At 65.1% G+C, this 14,145-nt stretch carries 17 protein-coding genes and 1 tRNA gene; 12 read left to right on the forward strand and 6 right to left on the reverse strand.

All coding sequences use genetic code 11. The annotated features are described in order from the left end of the window. Position 1: 1 nt before the first annotated feature. Positions 2-814, reverse strand: a complete 813-nt coding sequence (locus ACE3TJ_RS00305; protein ID WP_374592719.1) for an alpha/beta hydrolase — start codon at positions 812-814, stop codon at positions 2-4. A gap of 125 nt (positions 815-939) precedes the next feature. Between ACE3TJ_RS00305 and ACE3TJ_RS00310 the strand changes: the two genes are divergently transcribed. From ACE3TJ_RS00310 to ACE3TJ_RS00365, 12 genes are all read left to right on the forward strand, one after another. After that, on the forward strand, positions 940-3,231 hold the full coding sequence (locus ACE3TJ_RS00310) for a bifunctional salicylyl-CoA 5-hydroxylase/oxidoreductase (RefSeq protein ID WP_374592721.1): 2,292 nt from the start codon (positions 940-942) through the stop codon (positions 3,229-3,231). Continuing rightward, entirely contained in the window at positions 3,228-3,974 is a 747-nt protein-coding gene (locus ACE3TJ_RS00315; protein WP_374592723.1) for an SDR family oxidoreductase, read from the forward strand. The genes ACE3TJ_RS00310 and ACE3TJ_RS00315 overlap by 4 nt, the downstream gene beginning before the upstream one ends. Beyond that, positions 3,968-4,432, forward strand: coding sequence for a MarR family winged helix-turn-helix transcriptional regulator (locus ACE3TJ_RS00320; protein WP_374592725.1), 465 nt, complete (start codon positions 3,968-3,970; stop codon positions 4,430-4,432). Before ACE3TJ_RS00315 ends, ACE3TJ_RS00320 begins: the two co-directional genes overlap by 7 nt. A 5-nt stretch (positions 4,433-4,437) precedes the next feature. Next, positions 4,438-5,241 carry an enoyl-CoA hydratase family protein gene (locus tag ACE3TJ_RS00325; RefSeq protein ID WP_374599244.1) on the forward strand — a complete coding sequence of 268 codons (804 nt, stop codon included), beginning with the start codon at positions 4,438-4,440 and terminating at the stop codon, positions 5,239-5,241. Further along, positions 5,241-6,392 (forward strand): acyl-CoA dehydrogenase family protein, encoded by a 1,152-nt coding sequence (locus ACE3TJ_RS00330; protein WP_374592727.1) that lies wholly within the window; start codon positions 5,241-5,243, stop codon positions 6,390-6,392. Before ACE3TJ_RS00325 ends, ACE3TJ_RS00330 begins: the two co-directional genes overlap by 1 nt. Then, complete coding sequence (locus ACE3TJ_RS00335; RefSeq protein ID WP_374592729.1) at positions 6,389-8,005, forward strand: AMP-binding protein; 1,617 nt, start codon at positions 6,389-6,391, stop codon at positions 8,003-8,005. Before ACE3TJ_RS00330 ends, ACE3TJ_RS00335 begins: the two co-directional genes overlap by 4 nt. An 8-nt stretch (positions 8,006-8,013) precedes the next feature. After that, the gene (gene kynU, locus ACE3TJ_RS00340; RefSeq protein ID WP_374592731.1) at positions 8,014-9,207 is read left to right on the forward strand and encodes a kynureninase; all 1,194 of its coding nucleotides are present in this window, start codon (positions 8,014-8,016) and stop codon (positions 9,205-9,207) included. After that, a complete protein-coding gene (gene kynA, locus ACE3TJ_RS00345; RefSeq protein ID WP_243445408.1) occupies positions 9,204-10,049 on the forward strand; it encodes a tryptophan 2,3-dioxygenase in 846 nt (281 codons plus the stop codon). The genes kynU and kynA overlap by 4 nt, the downstream gene beginning before the upstream one ends. A 10-nt stretch (positions 10,050-10,059) precedes the next feature. Next, entirely contained in the window at positions 10,060-11,235 is a 1,176-nt protein-coding gene (locus tag ACE3TJ_RS00350; protein WP_374592734.1) for an acyl-CoA dehydrogenase, read from the forward strand. A gap of 10 nt (positions 11,236-11,245) precedes the next feature. Further along, complete coding sequence (locus tag ACE3TJ_RS00355; RefSeq protein ID WP_374592736.1) at positions 11,246-11,662, forward strand: acyl-CoA thioesterase; 417 nt, start codon at positions 11,246-11,248, stop codon at positions 11,660-11,662. After that, positions 11,655-12,050 carry a RidA family protein gene (locus ACE3TJ_RS00360; RefSeq protein ID WP_374592738.1) on the forward strand — a complete coding sequence of 132 codons (396 nt, stop codon included), beginning with the start codon at positions 11,655-11,657 and terminating at the stop codon, positions 12,048-12,050. The genes ACE3TJ_RS00355 and ACE3TJ_RS00360 overlap by 8 nt, the downstream gene beginning before the upstream one ends. 129 nt (positions 12,051-12,179) lie before the next feature. Next, positions 12,180-12,256: transfer RNA gene (locus ACE3TJ_RS00365), tRNA-Asp, on the forward strand. 42 nt (positions 12,257-12,298) lie between these two features. On the opposite strand, the gene ACE3TJ_RS00370 is transcribed toward ACE3TJ_RS00365, so the two are convergent. From ACE3TJ_RS00370 to ACE3TJ_RS00390, 5 genes are all read right to left on the reverse strand, one after another. Further along, the gene (locus tag ACE3TJ_RS00370) at positions 12,299-12,607 is read right to left on the reverse strand and encodes a chorismate mutase (protein WP_374592740.1); all 309 of its coding nucleotides are present in this window, start codon (positions 12,605-12,607) and stop codon (positions 12,299-12,301) included. Further along, a complete protein-coding gene (locus ACE3TJ_RS00375) occupies positions 12,604-12,822 on the reverse strand; it encodes a DUF2842 domain-containing protein (protein WP_374592742.1) in 219 nt (72 codons plus the stop codon). The genes ACE3TJ_RS00370 and ACE3TJ_RS00375 overlap by 4 nt, the downstream gene beginning before the upstream one ends. Next, positions 12,819-13,382, reverse strand: coding sequence for a 5-formyltetrahydrofolate cyclo-ligase (locus ACE3TJ_RS00380; RefSeq protein WP_374592744.1), 564 nt, complete (start codon positions 13,380-13,382; stop codon positions 12,819-12,821). Before ACE3TJ_RS00380 ends, ACE3TJ_RS00375 begins: the two co-directional genes overlap by 4 nt. Before the next feature lie 200 nt (positions 13,383-13,582). Further along, positions 13,583-13,894 carry a cell division protein ZapA gene (locus ACE3TJ_RS00385; RefSeq protein ID WP_374592746.1) on the reverse strand — a complete coding sequence of 104 codons (312 nt, stop codon included), beginning with the start codon at positions 13,892-13,894 and terminating at the stop codon, positions 13,583-13,585. A gap of 4 nt (positions 13,895-13,898) precedes the next feature. Then, positions 13,899-14,102 carry a hypothetical protein gene (locus ACE3TJ_RS00390; protein WP_374592748.1) on the reverse strand — a complete coding sequence of 68 codons (204 nt, stop codon included), beginning with the start codon at positions 14,100-14,102 and terminating at the stop codon, positions 13,899-13,901. Positions 14,103-14,145: the final 43 nt, after the last annotated feature.

The following is a 14,145-nucleotide window of genomic DNA, read 5'->3' on the forward strand; positions in this document are numbered from 1 at the left end:
GCTATTCGCCGAGCAGCGTGCGCGTCAGCGGGTGATCGGGGTCTTCAAGCCCGTCGATGACGTTGAAGTGATGACGCCCCGGTTCCTCGACAAGCGCTGTTGTAGCGCCAAGACCTGTCCAGATGTTGGCGAGAAGTGCCGACTGGCGGCGGAATTCGGGTCGTTCGTCCGCACCCACCCAGCAGGTGACGCGCGCGCCGGAGAGTGGAGCGAGGAGAGCCGGGCTTTCGGCCGCCGCTTCTCCATCGTCGATGCGGAGCGTATCGTTCATCTCCGTGCGTATCAGCGGGCGCAGGTCCGCAAGCGCGGAAATCGGCACGGTATGCGCGACGCGGGCCGCGACCTTCGATGGTAATGGCGAGGATGCGGCGACCATACGCGCTGCGAGGTGCCCGCCCGCCGAGTGTCCGGTGATGAAGATCGGGCCGTCGATACGTGCAGCAGCGGCAGTGATCGCGGCGCCGACTTCGCGCGTGATGCCGCCGATGCGGCTCTCCGGGCAGAGCGTGTAGGACGGCATCGCGACAGCGAAGCCGCGCGCGAGCGGTCCCCGCGACAGGTGCGACCAGTAGCTCTTGTCGAGCGCGAGCCAATAGCCGCCATGGATGAAGACAACGAGGCCGCGGGGCGTGCCTTCGGGCAGGAACAGGTCGTAGCGGTTGCGGGGGGCGTCGCCGTAAGGGATGTCGAGCACCGCGCGCGGGCCGCACGCTTCACGCCAGCGCCGGGCAGGCTCAACCCACGCATCCGGCCAGCGGTCGCCGCCCGCGATGTGCGCAGAATTTGCGTAAGCGTCGTCCCAGTCGGTGATCATGTGCGCTCCTGTTCAGCTTCATCCAAAATGCGCGACCCCGAAATTATTTCAACCCTGAAACTTTAGGCTTGAAATAATTAAATCGACATGCGAGCCTCCGACTCATCGGCAAGGGAGATCATCCGATGGATGTGGCGGTACTCGGCGGCGGGCCTGCGGGGCTTTATTTCGCGATCAGCATGAAGCTGCGCGATCCCGGGCATCGCATCACGGTGATCGAACGCAACCGCCCGGACGATACCTTCGGTTGGGGCGTCGTGCTTTCGGATGAGACGCTCGATAACCTCGCCGCCAACGACCCCGTCAGTGCCGCCGCGATCCGCGAACATTTCGCCTATTGGGACGACATTGCCGTCGTTCACAAGGGCGTGCGCACGCTTTCTACGGGCCACGGCTTCTGCGGGATCGGGCGCAAGCAGCTCCTGTTGCTGCTCCAGGCGCGTGCGCTGGAGCTTGGCGTCGAAATCCGCTTCGAAACCGAGGCCGAGCCGACGCAGGCCTACATGGACAAGTACGACCTCGTCGTTGCTGCCGACGGGCTCAACTCCCGCACGCGCACCGAGTTCGCGGACCATTTCCAGCCGAACATCGATGTGCGCAAATGCAAGTTCGTCTGGCTCGGTACGCACCAGAAGTTCGACGACGCTTTCACCTTCATCTTCGAAAAGACCGAGCACGGCTGGGTCTGGGCGCACGCCTACCAGTTCGATGCGGATACGGCGACGTTCATCGTCGAGTGCACCGAAGACACGTGGGCGGCCTTCGGCTTCGGCGACATGACGAAAGAAGAGTCGATCGCGACGTGCGAGCGCATCTTCGCCAAGCACCTCGGTGGGCATCCGCTGATGTCGAATGCAGCGCATGTGCGCGGATCGGCATGGATCAACTTCCCGCGCGTGCTGTGCGAACGCTGGTCCTACAAGAACGTCGCGCTGCTCGGCGACGCGGCGGCGACGGCGCATTTCTCGATCGGTTCGGGCAGCAAGCTCGCGATGGAAAGCGCCGTGGCCCTTGCCGACTATATCCACAGCGAACCGACGCTGGCAGCGGCGTTCCAGAAGTATGAAGACGCGCGCCGCGTCGAAGTGCTGCGTCTGCAATCGGCGGCGCGCAACTCGATGGAATGGTTCGAGGAGGTGGAGCGCTACCTCGATCTCGATCCCGTGCAGTTCAACTATTCGCTGCTAACGCGCTCACAGCGCATCTCGCACGAAAATCTCCGCCTCCGTGATCGCGCGTGGCTCGATAGCGCGGAAACCTGGTTCCAGCAGCAGGCGGGCGCCGGCAACGTACGCCGTGCGCCGATGTTCGCGCCTTTGAGCCTGCGCGGCATGACGCTGGAGAACCGCATCGTCGTTTCGCCGATGGCGCAGTACAAGGCAGTGGACGGCTGCCCGACCGACTGGCACTTCGTGCACTATGCCGAGCGCGCAAAGGGTGGCGCGGGCCTCGTGTTCGTGGAAATGACCTGCGTGAGCCCGGAAGGGCGCATCACGCCCGGCTGCCCCGGCCTTTATGCGCCGGAACACGAGGTGGCTTGGAAGCGGCTCGTCGATTTCGTTCACGCTGAAACATCCGCGAAGATCTGCGCGCAGCTCGGCCATTCCGGTTCGAAGGGCTCGACGCAAATCGGCTGGGAAGAAATGGACGCGCCGCTGCCTGCGGGCAACTGGCCGTTGCTTGCAGCCTCCGCCGTGCCGTGGTCCGAGAAGAACGCAGTGCCGAAAGCGATGGACCGCGCGGACATGGACCGGGTGCGTGATCAGTTCGTCGCGGCGGCTGAAATGGCGAACCGCGCGGGCTTCGACATGGTCGAGATCCACGCCGCGCACGGCTATCTGCTCTCGTCGTTCATCAGCCCGCTGACCAACACCCGCAATGACGAATATGGCGGCAGTCTTGAAAACCGGATGCGCTATCCGCTCGAAGTCTTCCGCGCGGTGCGCGCCGTGTGGCCGGATGAAAAGCCGATTTCGGTGCGTATCTCAGCGAACGACTGGGTCGGCGACGAGGGCGTGACGCCCGAGGAAGCCGTGCAGATCGCTGAAATCCTGAAGGATGCGGGCGTCGACATCTGCGACGTTTCCGCCGGGCAAACCTCGGTGCGCGCAAAACCTGTCTACGGCCGCATGTTCCAGACACCGTTCTCCGATCGCATCCGGAACGAGACCGGCATGGCGACGATGACCGTCGGCAACATCTACGAGCCCGACCACGCCAACTCGATCCTGATGGCGGGCCGCGCTGATCTCGTCTGCCTTGCGCGACCGCATCTCGCCGATCCCTATTGGACGCTGCACGCCGCCGCGACGCTCGGCGACAAGCAGACGGAATGGCCGAAACCCTATCTTGCCGGGCGCGATCAGGCGTTCCGCCTCGCCGAGCGCGGGCCTGAGCAGATGACGGGCAAGGTATGATCGCAGGGCAGAGCGCACTCGTCACAGGCGGTGGCACCGGCGCGGGCCGGGCCATCGCGCTTGCGCTTGCAGGGGCAGGCGTCCGCGTCACCATCTGCGGCCGTCGTCTCGCACCGCTGGAAGCGGTCGCGGCGGAAAGTGACCGCATTGCTGCCGCGCAGGCGGACGTGACCGACGAAGCCGCGATGCGCGCGCTCCACGAAACGCACGGACCGTTCGATATCGTTGTGGCGAACGCGGGCGCGGCGGAAAGCGCGCCCGCGCACAAGGTGACGCAGGCGGCTTGGCAGGCGGCGCTCGCCGTGAACCTCACCGGCGCCTTCCTCACCGTCCAGCCCGCTATCGGGCCAATGGTGAAGCGCCGCGCCGGGCGCATCATTTTCATCGCCTCGACAGCGGGTCTCAAGGGCTACGCCTATGTCGCCCCCTATGTGGCGGCAAAGCACGGCGTTGTCGGCCTGATGCGCGCGCTCGCCGCGGAGACCGCGAAGTCGGGCGTCACGGTCAATGCCGTGTGCCCCGGCTTCACCGAGACCGACCTCCTAGAAGAGTCGATCGAACGCATCATGGCCACCACAGGCCGCAGCCGCGAGGACGCGCGCGCCAGCCTCGCCGCGACGAACCCGCAGGGCCGTTTCATCACGCCGGACGAGATCGCCGCCACCGTCCTCTGGCTCGCGAGCGACGGTGCGGCGTCGATCACCGGGCAGGCCATCTCCGTGTCAGGCGGCGAGACATGGTGAGCGCGCCGCTCACAGCCGGCGACGGCAAGGAACGCGTCCGCCTGTGGCTGCGCCTGCTCCGCGCGACCCGCCTCATCGAGGCGGAGCTGCGCGAACGGCTGAAGGCCGAGTTCGACACGACGCTGCCCCGCTTTGACGTCATGGCGGCACTCGACCGCGCGCCCGACGGCATGATGATGAGCGAACTGTCGCGTTTCCTATTGGTCTCCAACGGCAACGTCACCGGCATCGTCGACCGCCTGGTATCGGATGGATTGGTCGCCCGAACCGCCCGCGATGGTGACCGCCGCGCCTTCATCGTCCGGCTGACGGAGGCGGGCACCTCGCAGTTCAAAGCGATGGCGGCAGCGCACGGCCGCTGGATCGACGCGATGCTCGCCGACGTCGACCCGCAAGAAGCCGCGCACCTCGCCGGCACACTCAGAACATTCCAGAGCAAGTGGGAGGGCGGACATTGACGCAGATGGCAGGGCTTAAGCCCCAGCATTTCCTGTGGGAGGTTGAGGACCGCATCGCGCGCGTCCGGCTCGACCGCCCCGAACGCAAGAATCCCCTGACATTCGAATCTTACGCCGAGATGCGCGATACGTTCCGCGCGCTTGTTTATGCAGATGATGTGGATGCGGTGGTGTTCTTGCCGAACGGCGGCAACTTCTGTTCGGGCGGCGACGTGCACGACATCATCGGGCCGCTGGTCGCGATGGACATGAAGGGCTTGCTCGCCTTCACGCGCATGACGGGCGATCTCGTGAAAGCCATGCTCCACTGCGGCAAGCCGATCATCTCGGCGGTGGACGGTGTGGCGGTCGGTGCGGGTGCGATCATCACCATGGCGTCGGACATGCGGATCGCGACGCCGGCGGCGAAGACGGCGTTCCTGTTCACGCGCGTCGGACTTGCAGGCTGCGACATGGGGGCGTGCGCGATGTTGCCGCGCATCATCGGGCAGGGCCGGGCGGCGGAGCTGCTTTACACTGGGCGCGCGATGAGTGCTGAGGAAGGCGAGCGCTGGGGCTATTATAACCGGCTGGTTTCCGCTGAGGCGCTGGAAGACGAGGCGATGGCGCTCGCGCGGCGGATCGTGGCGGGGCCGACGTTTGCGCATGGCATCACCAAGACGCAGCTTAATCAGGAATGGTCGATGAGCCTTGATCAGGCGATCGAGGCTGAGGCGCAGGCGCAGGCGATCTGTATGCAGACGCGGGATTTCGAGCGGGCTTACAACGCGTTCGTGGCGAAGCAGACTCCCGTGTTCGAGGGCGACTGATGGCGGACCGTAGCTTTCTGGACTGGCCGTTCTTCGAAGACCGCCATCGTGACTATGCCGAACGGCTGGAGGGGTGGTGCCGGGAGAATCTTCCGGTCGACCACGACGACACAGACGCTGCGTGCCGGCGGCTTGTGGATATGCTGGGTGCGGGGGGGTGGCTGCTGGCGACGGCGGTGGATAGCGATACGCCTGCGCCGCTCGATGTGCGGACGCTGTGCATCACGCGCGAGACGCTGGCGCGGCATGATGGGCTGGCCGACTTCGCCTTTGCGATGCAGGGACTCGGCACCGGGACGATCAGCCTGTTTGGTGACGCCGGGCACCGCGAATGGCTGAGGAAGACGCGTGCGGGCAAGGCGATTTCCGCGTTCGCGCTTTCCGAACCGCGCTCGGGCTCTGACGTTGCCAATATGGATATGGCCGCGCGGCGCGATGGCGACGACTATGTGCTTTCCGGCGAGAAGACGTGGATTTCGAACGGCGGCATCGCCGATGTCTACACGGTGTTCGCGCGGACGGGCGAGGCGCCGGGTGCCAAGGGCATCTCGGCGTTCGTCGTGGCGGCGGATACGCCGGGGCTCGAGATCGCCGAGCGTATCGATGTGATCGCGCCGCACCCGCTTGCACGGCTGCGGTTCAATGACGTGCGCGTGCCCGCTTCGGCAATGGTCGGGAAACCGGGAGACGGTTTCCGTATCGCCATGTCGGTGCTCGACGTGTTCCGCTCGACGGTGGGCGCGGCGGCGCTCGGCTTCGCGCGTCGGGCGCTGGAAGAGAGCATCAAGCGGACGAGCGAACGCACGCTGTTCGGCGCGCCGCTGTTCGACCTGCAGATGGTGCAGGGCCACATCGCGGATATGGCGCTCGACGTGGATGCGGCGGCGCTCCTCGTCTATCGCGCGGCATGGACCAAGGACATGGGCGCGCCGCGCGTGACGCGCGAGGCGGCGATGGCGAAGCTTTACGCCACCGACCGCGCGCAATCCGTGATCGATAAAGCGGTACAGCTTCATGGTGGGGACGGTGTGCGCCACGGCCACATCGTCGAAAGCCTGTACCGGGAGATCCGGGCGCTTCGCATCTACGAGGGCGCATCGGACGTACAGAAGGTGGTGATTGCGCGTCAGGTGATGGGAGCGGGAGCATGATTTTGGGGCCGTCGGCGCATGTCGATACGTTTACGCGGGACAATCTGCCGCCGTTCGAAGAATGGCCGGACCTGCTGCTCGATGGCTTTGAATACCCCGATTATCTGAACGCCGGTGTCGAACTCACCGACGCGATGGTGGAGAAGGGCTTCGGCGATCACACGGCGCTCATCGGTAACGGGCGGCGGCGCACTTACAAGGAACTGACCGACTGGTCGAACCGCATCGCGCACGCGCTTGTCGAAGACTACGGCATCAAGCCGGGCCACCGCGTTCTGATCCGTTCCGCGAACAACCCCGCGATGGTCGCGTGCTGGCTTGCCGCCACCAAAGCCGGCGCGGTCGTCGTCAACACCATGCCGATGCTGCGCGCGGGCGAGCTTTCGAAGATCGTCGACAAGGCCGAGATCAGCCTCGCGCTCTGCGACACGCGGCTGATGGACGAAATGGTGCTGTGCGCAAAGGACAGCCGTTTCCTGAAGGCGGTCGTCGGCTTCGACGGCACCGCCAACCATGACGCGGAACTTGATCGCGTGGCGCTCGGCAAGTCCGTGAAATTCGAGGCGGTGCAGACAGGCCGCGACGATGTGGCGCTGCTCGGCTTCACCTCGGGCACCACGGGCGAGCCCAAGGCGACGATGCACTTCCACCGCGATCTGCTCATCATCGCGGATGCCTATGCGAAGGAAGTGCTCGGCGTGCGCCCGGACGACATTTTCGTGGGTTCGCCGCCACTCGCTTTCACCTTCGGGCTCGGCGGGCTCGCAATCTTCCCGCTGCGCTTCGGCGCTGCGGCGACGCTGCTCGAACATGCCTCTCCGCAAAGCATGATCGAGATCATCGAGACCTACAGGGCGACGATCAGCTTCACCGCGCCGACCGCCTATCGCATGATGCTGGCGGCGTTCGATGAGGGTGCCGATCTCTCCTCGCTGCGCATTGCCGTGTCTGCGGGCGAGACGTTGCCCGCGCCGGTGTTCGAAGACTGGGTGCGCAAGACCGGAAAGCCGATCCTCGACGGCATCGGCGCGACCGAACTGCTCCATATCTTCATCTCGAATCGCCTCGACGACATGCACCCGGCCTGCACGGGGCGGCCGCTCACCGGCTATGAAGCGAAGATCGTCGACGAGGACATGAACGAGCTGCCGCGCGGCGAGGTGGGGCGGCTGGCGGTGCGTGGGCCGGTTGGATGCCGCTATCTCGCCGACACGCGCCAGGAAAAGTACGTGAAGAAGGGCTGGAACCTGACCGGTGATTCCTTCACGCAGGACGCGGAAGGACGCTTCCACTTCGCGGCACGTTCCGACGACATGATCATCTCGGCGGGATACAATATCGCCGGGCCGGAGGTGGAAGCCGCGCTGCTCAAGCATCCGCACGTGCTCGAATGCGCGGTGATCGGCATCGCTGATGAGGCGCGCGGGCAGATCGTTGAGGCGCATGTCGTGCTGGCGGAGGGCATCGCGGCAGACGACGGCATCGTGAAGACCCTGCAGGACCACGTGAAGGCGACGATCGCTCCCTACAAATACCCGCGCTCGGTGCGGTTCACGGCCGCGCTTCCCAAGACCGAGAGCGGCAAGATCCAACGGTTCCGGCTGAAGGCTTAGAGGTTCCAATGACCGATTTCAGCGCAACGCGCGCGAAGTTCCACATTCCCGAAGGCATCCTTTACCTCGATGGCAATTCGCTGGGGCCGCTGCCGATCGCTGCGAAGGCGCGCGCGGCAAAGGTGATCGAGGAGGAATGGGGCGGCGAGCTTATCAAGGGCTGGAACACCGCCGGATGGATGGTGCAGCCGCGCAAAGTGGGCGACCGCATCGCGCGGTTGATCGGCGCGCCCGAAGGCAGCGTCGTGATGGGCGATACGCTTTCGATCAAGGTCTATCAGGCGCTCGCCTCCGCGCTCGAAATGCGCCCCGACCGGCGCGTGATCGTGTCGGATAACGGCAATTTCCCGACCGACCTTTACATGGCGCAGGGTCTCATCGCGTTGCTGGGGCGGGGGCATGAACTGAAGGTTGTGGACCCTGAAGCCGTGGAAGCCGCGATCGACGAAAGCGTCGCCGCGCTGATGATCACCGAGGTCGACTATCGCACGGGCCGGAAACACGACATGGCGAAGCTGATCGCCAAGGCGCACGCCGTTGGCGCTCTGGTAATCTGGGACCTCGCGCACTCGGCGGGCGCGATTCCGGTCGATCTGGAAGGCGCGGGCGCCGACTTCGCTGTGGGCTGCACCTACAAGTATCTGAACGGCGGACCCGGTGCGCCTGCTTTCATCTATGTGGCGGCAGAACACGCGGATGCGGCGCGCCCGGCGCTTTCCGGCTGGATGGGCCACGAGGCGCCGTTCGCGTTCGATCAGGACTATCGCGCCGGCAACGGTATCGAGCGGATGCGGGTCGGTACGCCGCCGATCATCGCGCTGGCCGTGCTCGATGCCGCGCTCGATGCTTGGGAAGGCGTCGACATGGCAGACGTGCGCCGCAAGTCGATCGAACTCTCGGAACTGTTCATTCGCGAGGTCGAGGCGCGCTGTCCTGACCTTGTGCTCGCTTCGCCGCGCGACAGCGCGGTGCGCGGCAGCCAGGTGTCGTTCCGTCACCCGCAGGGCTACGCGGTCATGCAGGCGCTCATCGCACGCGGGCTGATCGGCGATTTCCGCGCGCCCGACGCGCTGCGGTTCGGTTTCACGCCGCTTTATATCGGCGAGGAGGAGGTGCTCGGCGCAGTCTCCATCATGGAGGACGTGCTGAGCAAAAGGAGCTGGGACAAACCCGAATATCACAGAAGAGGACTTGTCACTTGAGCACCCAGCAACCCTATGACCCGGCCCAAGACGGCGCGCAGATGTCGTTCCGGGAACGTATGTCCTACAGCGACTATCTGTCGCTCGATCCGATTCTGAACGCGCAGAAGCCGCTTTCGACCGCGCACGACGAGATGCTGTTCATCATCCAGCACCAGACGTCGGAGCTTTGGATGAAGCTTGCGATCCACGAGGTGCGCGCCGCGATGGAGGCCGTGCGTGAGGGGCGCGTTTCGAACGCCTTCAAGATGCTGACGCGCGTGGCGCGTATCTTCGAGCAGCTGAACAGCGCATGGGATGTGCTGCGGACGATGACCCCGAGCGAATACACCGAGTTTCGGGATTCACTCGGCCAGTCCTCCGGTTTCCAGTCCTACCAGTATCGCGCCATCGAGTTTCTCGCAGGGAACCGCAATGCCGCGATGCTGAAACCGCACGCCCACCGGCCCGAGATCATGGCGCAGCTTGAGGACATTCTCTCCAAGCCGAGCCTTTACGATGAAGCGCTGCTGCTTCTCCAGCGCAGCGGCATCCCGATCGGCAAGGCCGACGCGGAGCGCACGGAATGGGCGACGCCGCGCACGGAAAGCCAGGACGTCGTTGAGGCCTGGAAAACCGTATATCGTTCGCCCGAGAAATACTGGGCACTTTATGAGCTTGCTGAAAAGCTCGTGGATTTCGAGGACTATTTCCGGCGCTGGCGCTTCAACCACGTGACGACCGTGGAACGCGTCATCGGCCTCAAGCGCGGCACTGGCGGCACCTCCGGGGTCGCCTACCTGCGCAAGATGCTGGAGGTGGAATTGTTCCCCGAACTCTGGAAAGTACGCACCGAACTCTAGGAGCACGACCTTGGCAATTTTTGACCCCTTCGACCCGTTCGGCCTTGAGCAGCAGCTCACCGAAGAAGAGCAGATGATCTCCGCAACCGCGCGCCGCTATGCCGAGGACCGGCTGGCGCCGCGCGTCGTCGAGGCCTTCCGGCACGAGAAGACCGACCCCGCGATCTTTCGCGAGATGGGTGAGCTTGGCCTGCTCGGCGCGACGATCTCGCCCGAATACGGCGGCGCGGGCTTCGGTTACGTCGCTTACGGGCTGATCGCGCGCGAGGTCGAGGCGGTGGACAGCGGCTATCGTTCGATGATGAGCGTGCAGTCCTCGCTCGTGATGGTGCCGATCGAGACGTTCGGTTCGGAAGCGCAGAAGCAGAAGTACCTGCCGAAGCTGGCGCGCGGCGAGTGGATCGGCTGCTTCGGGCTCACCGAGCCGGATCACGGCTCCGACCCCGGATCGATGGCGACGCGCGCGAAGAGCGTGCCGGGCGGCTACCGCCTTTCGGGCGCCAAAACGTGGATCACCAACGCGCCGATCGCCGATGTGTTCGTCGTGTGGGCGAAGACCGATGACGGTGCGATCCGCGGTTTCGTGCTCGAAAAGGGCATGGATGGGCTCTCCGCGCCCGCGATCCACGGCAAGGTGGGCCTGCGCGCTTCGATCACCGGCCAGATTCTGATGGACGACGTGTTCGTGCCCGAAGAGGCGATGTTCCCCGAGGTGCGCGGCCTGAAGGGGCCGTTCACGTGCCTCAACTCCGCGCGGTTCGGCATCGCGTGGGGTGCGCTCGGTGCGGCGGAGTCGTGCTACAAGACGGCGCGCCAGTATGTGCTCGATCGCAAGCAGTTCGGGCGTCCGCTTGCCGCGAACCAGCTCATCCAGAAGAAACTCGCCGACATGGTGACCGACATTTCGCTCGGCTACCAGGGCTGCCTGCGGCTTGGTCGCATGAAGGACGAGGGGCATCCGCCTGTCGAGCTGACCTCGATCCTGAAGCGCAACAGCTGCGGCAAGGCGCTCGAAATCGCCCGCACCGCGCGCGACATGCTCGGCGGCAACGGCATTTCCGACGAGTTCGGCGTGGCGCGGCATCTCGTGAACCTCGAGGTGGTGAACACCTACGAGGGCACGCACGATGTCCACGCGCTCATCATCGGCCGCGCGATCACCGGCATCGCGGCCTTCGCGAACTAGGCGGCCCGTCATGGCGTTCACGACGGTTCGGCCCTTGCGGTTCGGGGACTGCGACCCTTCGGGGATCGCTTACTTCCCGTCCTATCTCAACCTGCTCGTCGGGGTGATGGAGGAGTTCTTCGCCTCCATCGGCTCGCCATGGCCGGTGATGATGGGCGAGCGGCGCATCTCCGTACCGACGGTGCGGCTGGACATCACGTTCAGCCATCCGGGCGTGCACGGCGACCTGCTTGAGTTCCGGGTGGACGTGAAGCGCGTGGGCGGCAGCTCGCTCGATTTCCTGCACCGCATTACCTGCGGCGAAACGCTGCTCTGGTCCGCACAGCAGCGCGTCGTTGCGACTGACACCGATACCCACCGCGCGCGTCCGTGGCCGGACGACATGCGCGCGGCCCTTGAACAGCATCTGGAGACCTCGAATGTTTGAAACCCTGCAGCCCGAAGGCTGGGTGAAGCCGATCGGCTATGCGAACGGCATCGCTGCCGAGGGTACCTTGATCTTCGTGGGCGGCCAGATCGGCTGGAACGCGAACGCGCAGTTCGAGACCGACGATTTCGCGGCGCAGGCTCGGCAGACGCTCGAGAACGTCGTCGCCGTGCTGGCGGCAGGCGGGGCGGGGCCGGAGCACGTGACCTCGATGACGTGGTACGTGACCGACAAGGCCGAGTATCTCGCCAACCTGAAGGGCGTGGGCGCGGCCTACCGCGACACCATGGGCAAGAACTTCCCGGCGATGGCGCTGGTGCAGGTCGCGGCGCTCGTCGAGGATCGGGCGAAGATCGAGATTCAGGCATTCGCGGTAAAGCCGCGCTGAAATTTTTTTGGCGTTTTTCGCGAGTTTTCCACAGCTTATTGCAGACGGAATTGAAATAGCAGAGATGCTTCTTGACAGCGCCGGACCCCGTCAATAGGTACGCCGGGCTTTCGAAATACGAAGCAATGCGCGGGTGTAGCTCAGTTGGTTAGAGTGCCGGCCTGTCACGCCGGAGGTCGCGGGTTCGAGCCCCGTCACTCGCGCCATTTCATACAAGCAGAAATGGCGCTTTCCCGCAGGAAACGAGATCAGGCTTCGATGCTGTCGAAGACCCTGAACTCATGCGCGATCGAGCGCTCCACAAGCAGTTCATAGATCGCCGCGACGTGCTCGCGGGAGAGGTCGTGGGCCTCGGCGGCGGCGCAGGCCTTCGCGATTACGTCTGCCTTCCGATCCTCGTCCCGCACGGCTTCCCGCGCGCTTTTCACGCGCGCTGCCGCCTCGATGTAGCGCATCCGCCGTGCCAGCAGCGCCACGATTTCGCGGTCGAGCGCGTCGATGGCGGTGCGGATTTCCGGCATGGTGGTGCAGGCGTCGGGGGCAACGATATCGGTCATTTGCGGAAGCGTCCGGTTTCTATCCAGCGAACAAGGGGACGGGCCGGGAAGACCCAGGCGATGCCCAGTACGATCCAGATCGGGAGTTGAAGAAGCACGTGAAGGCGCGTGACGGGCTCTGCCACCGCGACGGCGATGACGGCATAGATCGCGATCAGGACGATGAGCAGCAGCACGCCGAAGGGCTTTCTGAGGCTCGGCTTGGGGTCGGTCATGCGGTGAGCGTCCTTGTCGGTGTCACCACCGCGTCGAGGCGCTGGTCCCAGCTGTCTGCGGGAAGCGCGTCCAGGATCTGCACGTCCCAGGCGAGGCCGATGGCGATCGTGGGCTGTACGGCGCGGAGCGCGGCGAGGGCGCGGTCGAAGTGGCCTTTGCCTTGGCCGATGCGATTGCCGTGCATGTCGGCCGCGACGAGGGGGACGAGGAGCGTGTCGGGGACGGCTTCGGCTGCGTCGGCGAGCGGTTGCATGGTGCCGAAGGGGCCGGGTTCCAGCGGGCCAACGGCGACGCGAAAGCGCATGACATCATCGCGGCTCGCGAACCATGGCAGCAGCACTGTGCGCTGGGAGAGGCACGCAGCGGGATCGATCTCGTGGCCCATGGGCACGTAGCTGCCGATGGCGCGGGCGTTCGCGAGGAAGGGAAGGGTGCGTTCGGCGAGCGCGGCTTCCAGTGCCTGCCGTTCATCAAGGGACAAGCTGCGCACGAATGCGGCGCGCGCTGCGCGGGCGTCGCGGCGCAGGGTTTCCTTGTCGAAGGGGAAGGCGGTGGGCAAACGGGAATCCGGGCGACAGGTCAAAAATGGGTGGCGGAACCGCCTCGGCCGTTTGCCGGAATATCCTCTGACGCCAGTAACGTCAGGTGGGCACCATATGGTCGGACCAGGATCCGCACAGGGACAGCACCCTTGGATGTCGATATCGCCTCAGGGATGTTCGCATCGCGCGCACCAGGCAGTATCCGCCGTGGAGTAATCTAGGCGTTGGCGCGCCGCTTCTCAAGGGCTGCGACAATGGCTTCCACCCGCTGCGCCGCCTTTTCGAGCGCGCCCGTCGCGATCGTGTCGCCGAGCGAGGGGTCGCGTTCCTTGAGGTCGAAGAACTCGTCGGCGATGAGGATGGCAGACATCAGCAGCAGGCGCGGCTCGCTCATCTGTCCGAGCGCGCCCTGCAGATCGGCCGCCTTGGCGTCGACATGCGCTGCGAGACGGTTCAGCCGTTCCTCCTCACCATCGCGGCAGGCGAGGGGATAGGAACGGCCGCCGATGGTGACGTTGATCTGGCCCACGCGCCTAGCTCCGCGACGCGATCAGCACGTCGAGATCGGCGACGGCGCGTTCGGCAGAGTCTTTGAGACGGCGGTGCTTCTGGCGCAGTGCGTCCAGTTCAGCGAGCGCGCCGCCGGTATCACCTGCACCCGCCGCAGCACGCTCGAGCTTGTCGAGTGCGCTTTCAAGGCGTGTCAGCGCCGACGCGAAACCGGTCATCTGATCCATGCCGAAAAGTCCCGAAATCAGCAGTTTGGGCGAGGAACATAAG

This window comes from Sphingosinicella sp. (genome assembly GCF_041916975.1).
In the GTDB taxonomy this organism is placed as follows: domain Bacteria; phylum Pseudomonadota; class Alphaproteobacteria; order Sphingomonadales; family Sphingomonadaceae; genus Sphingosinicella.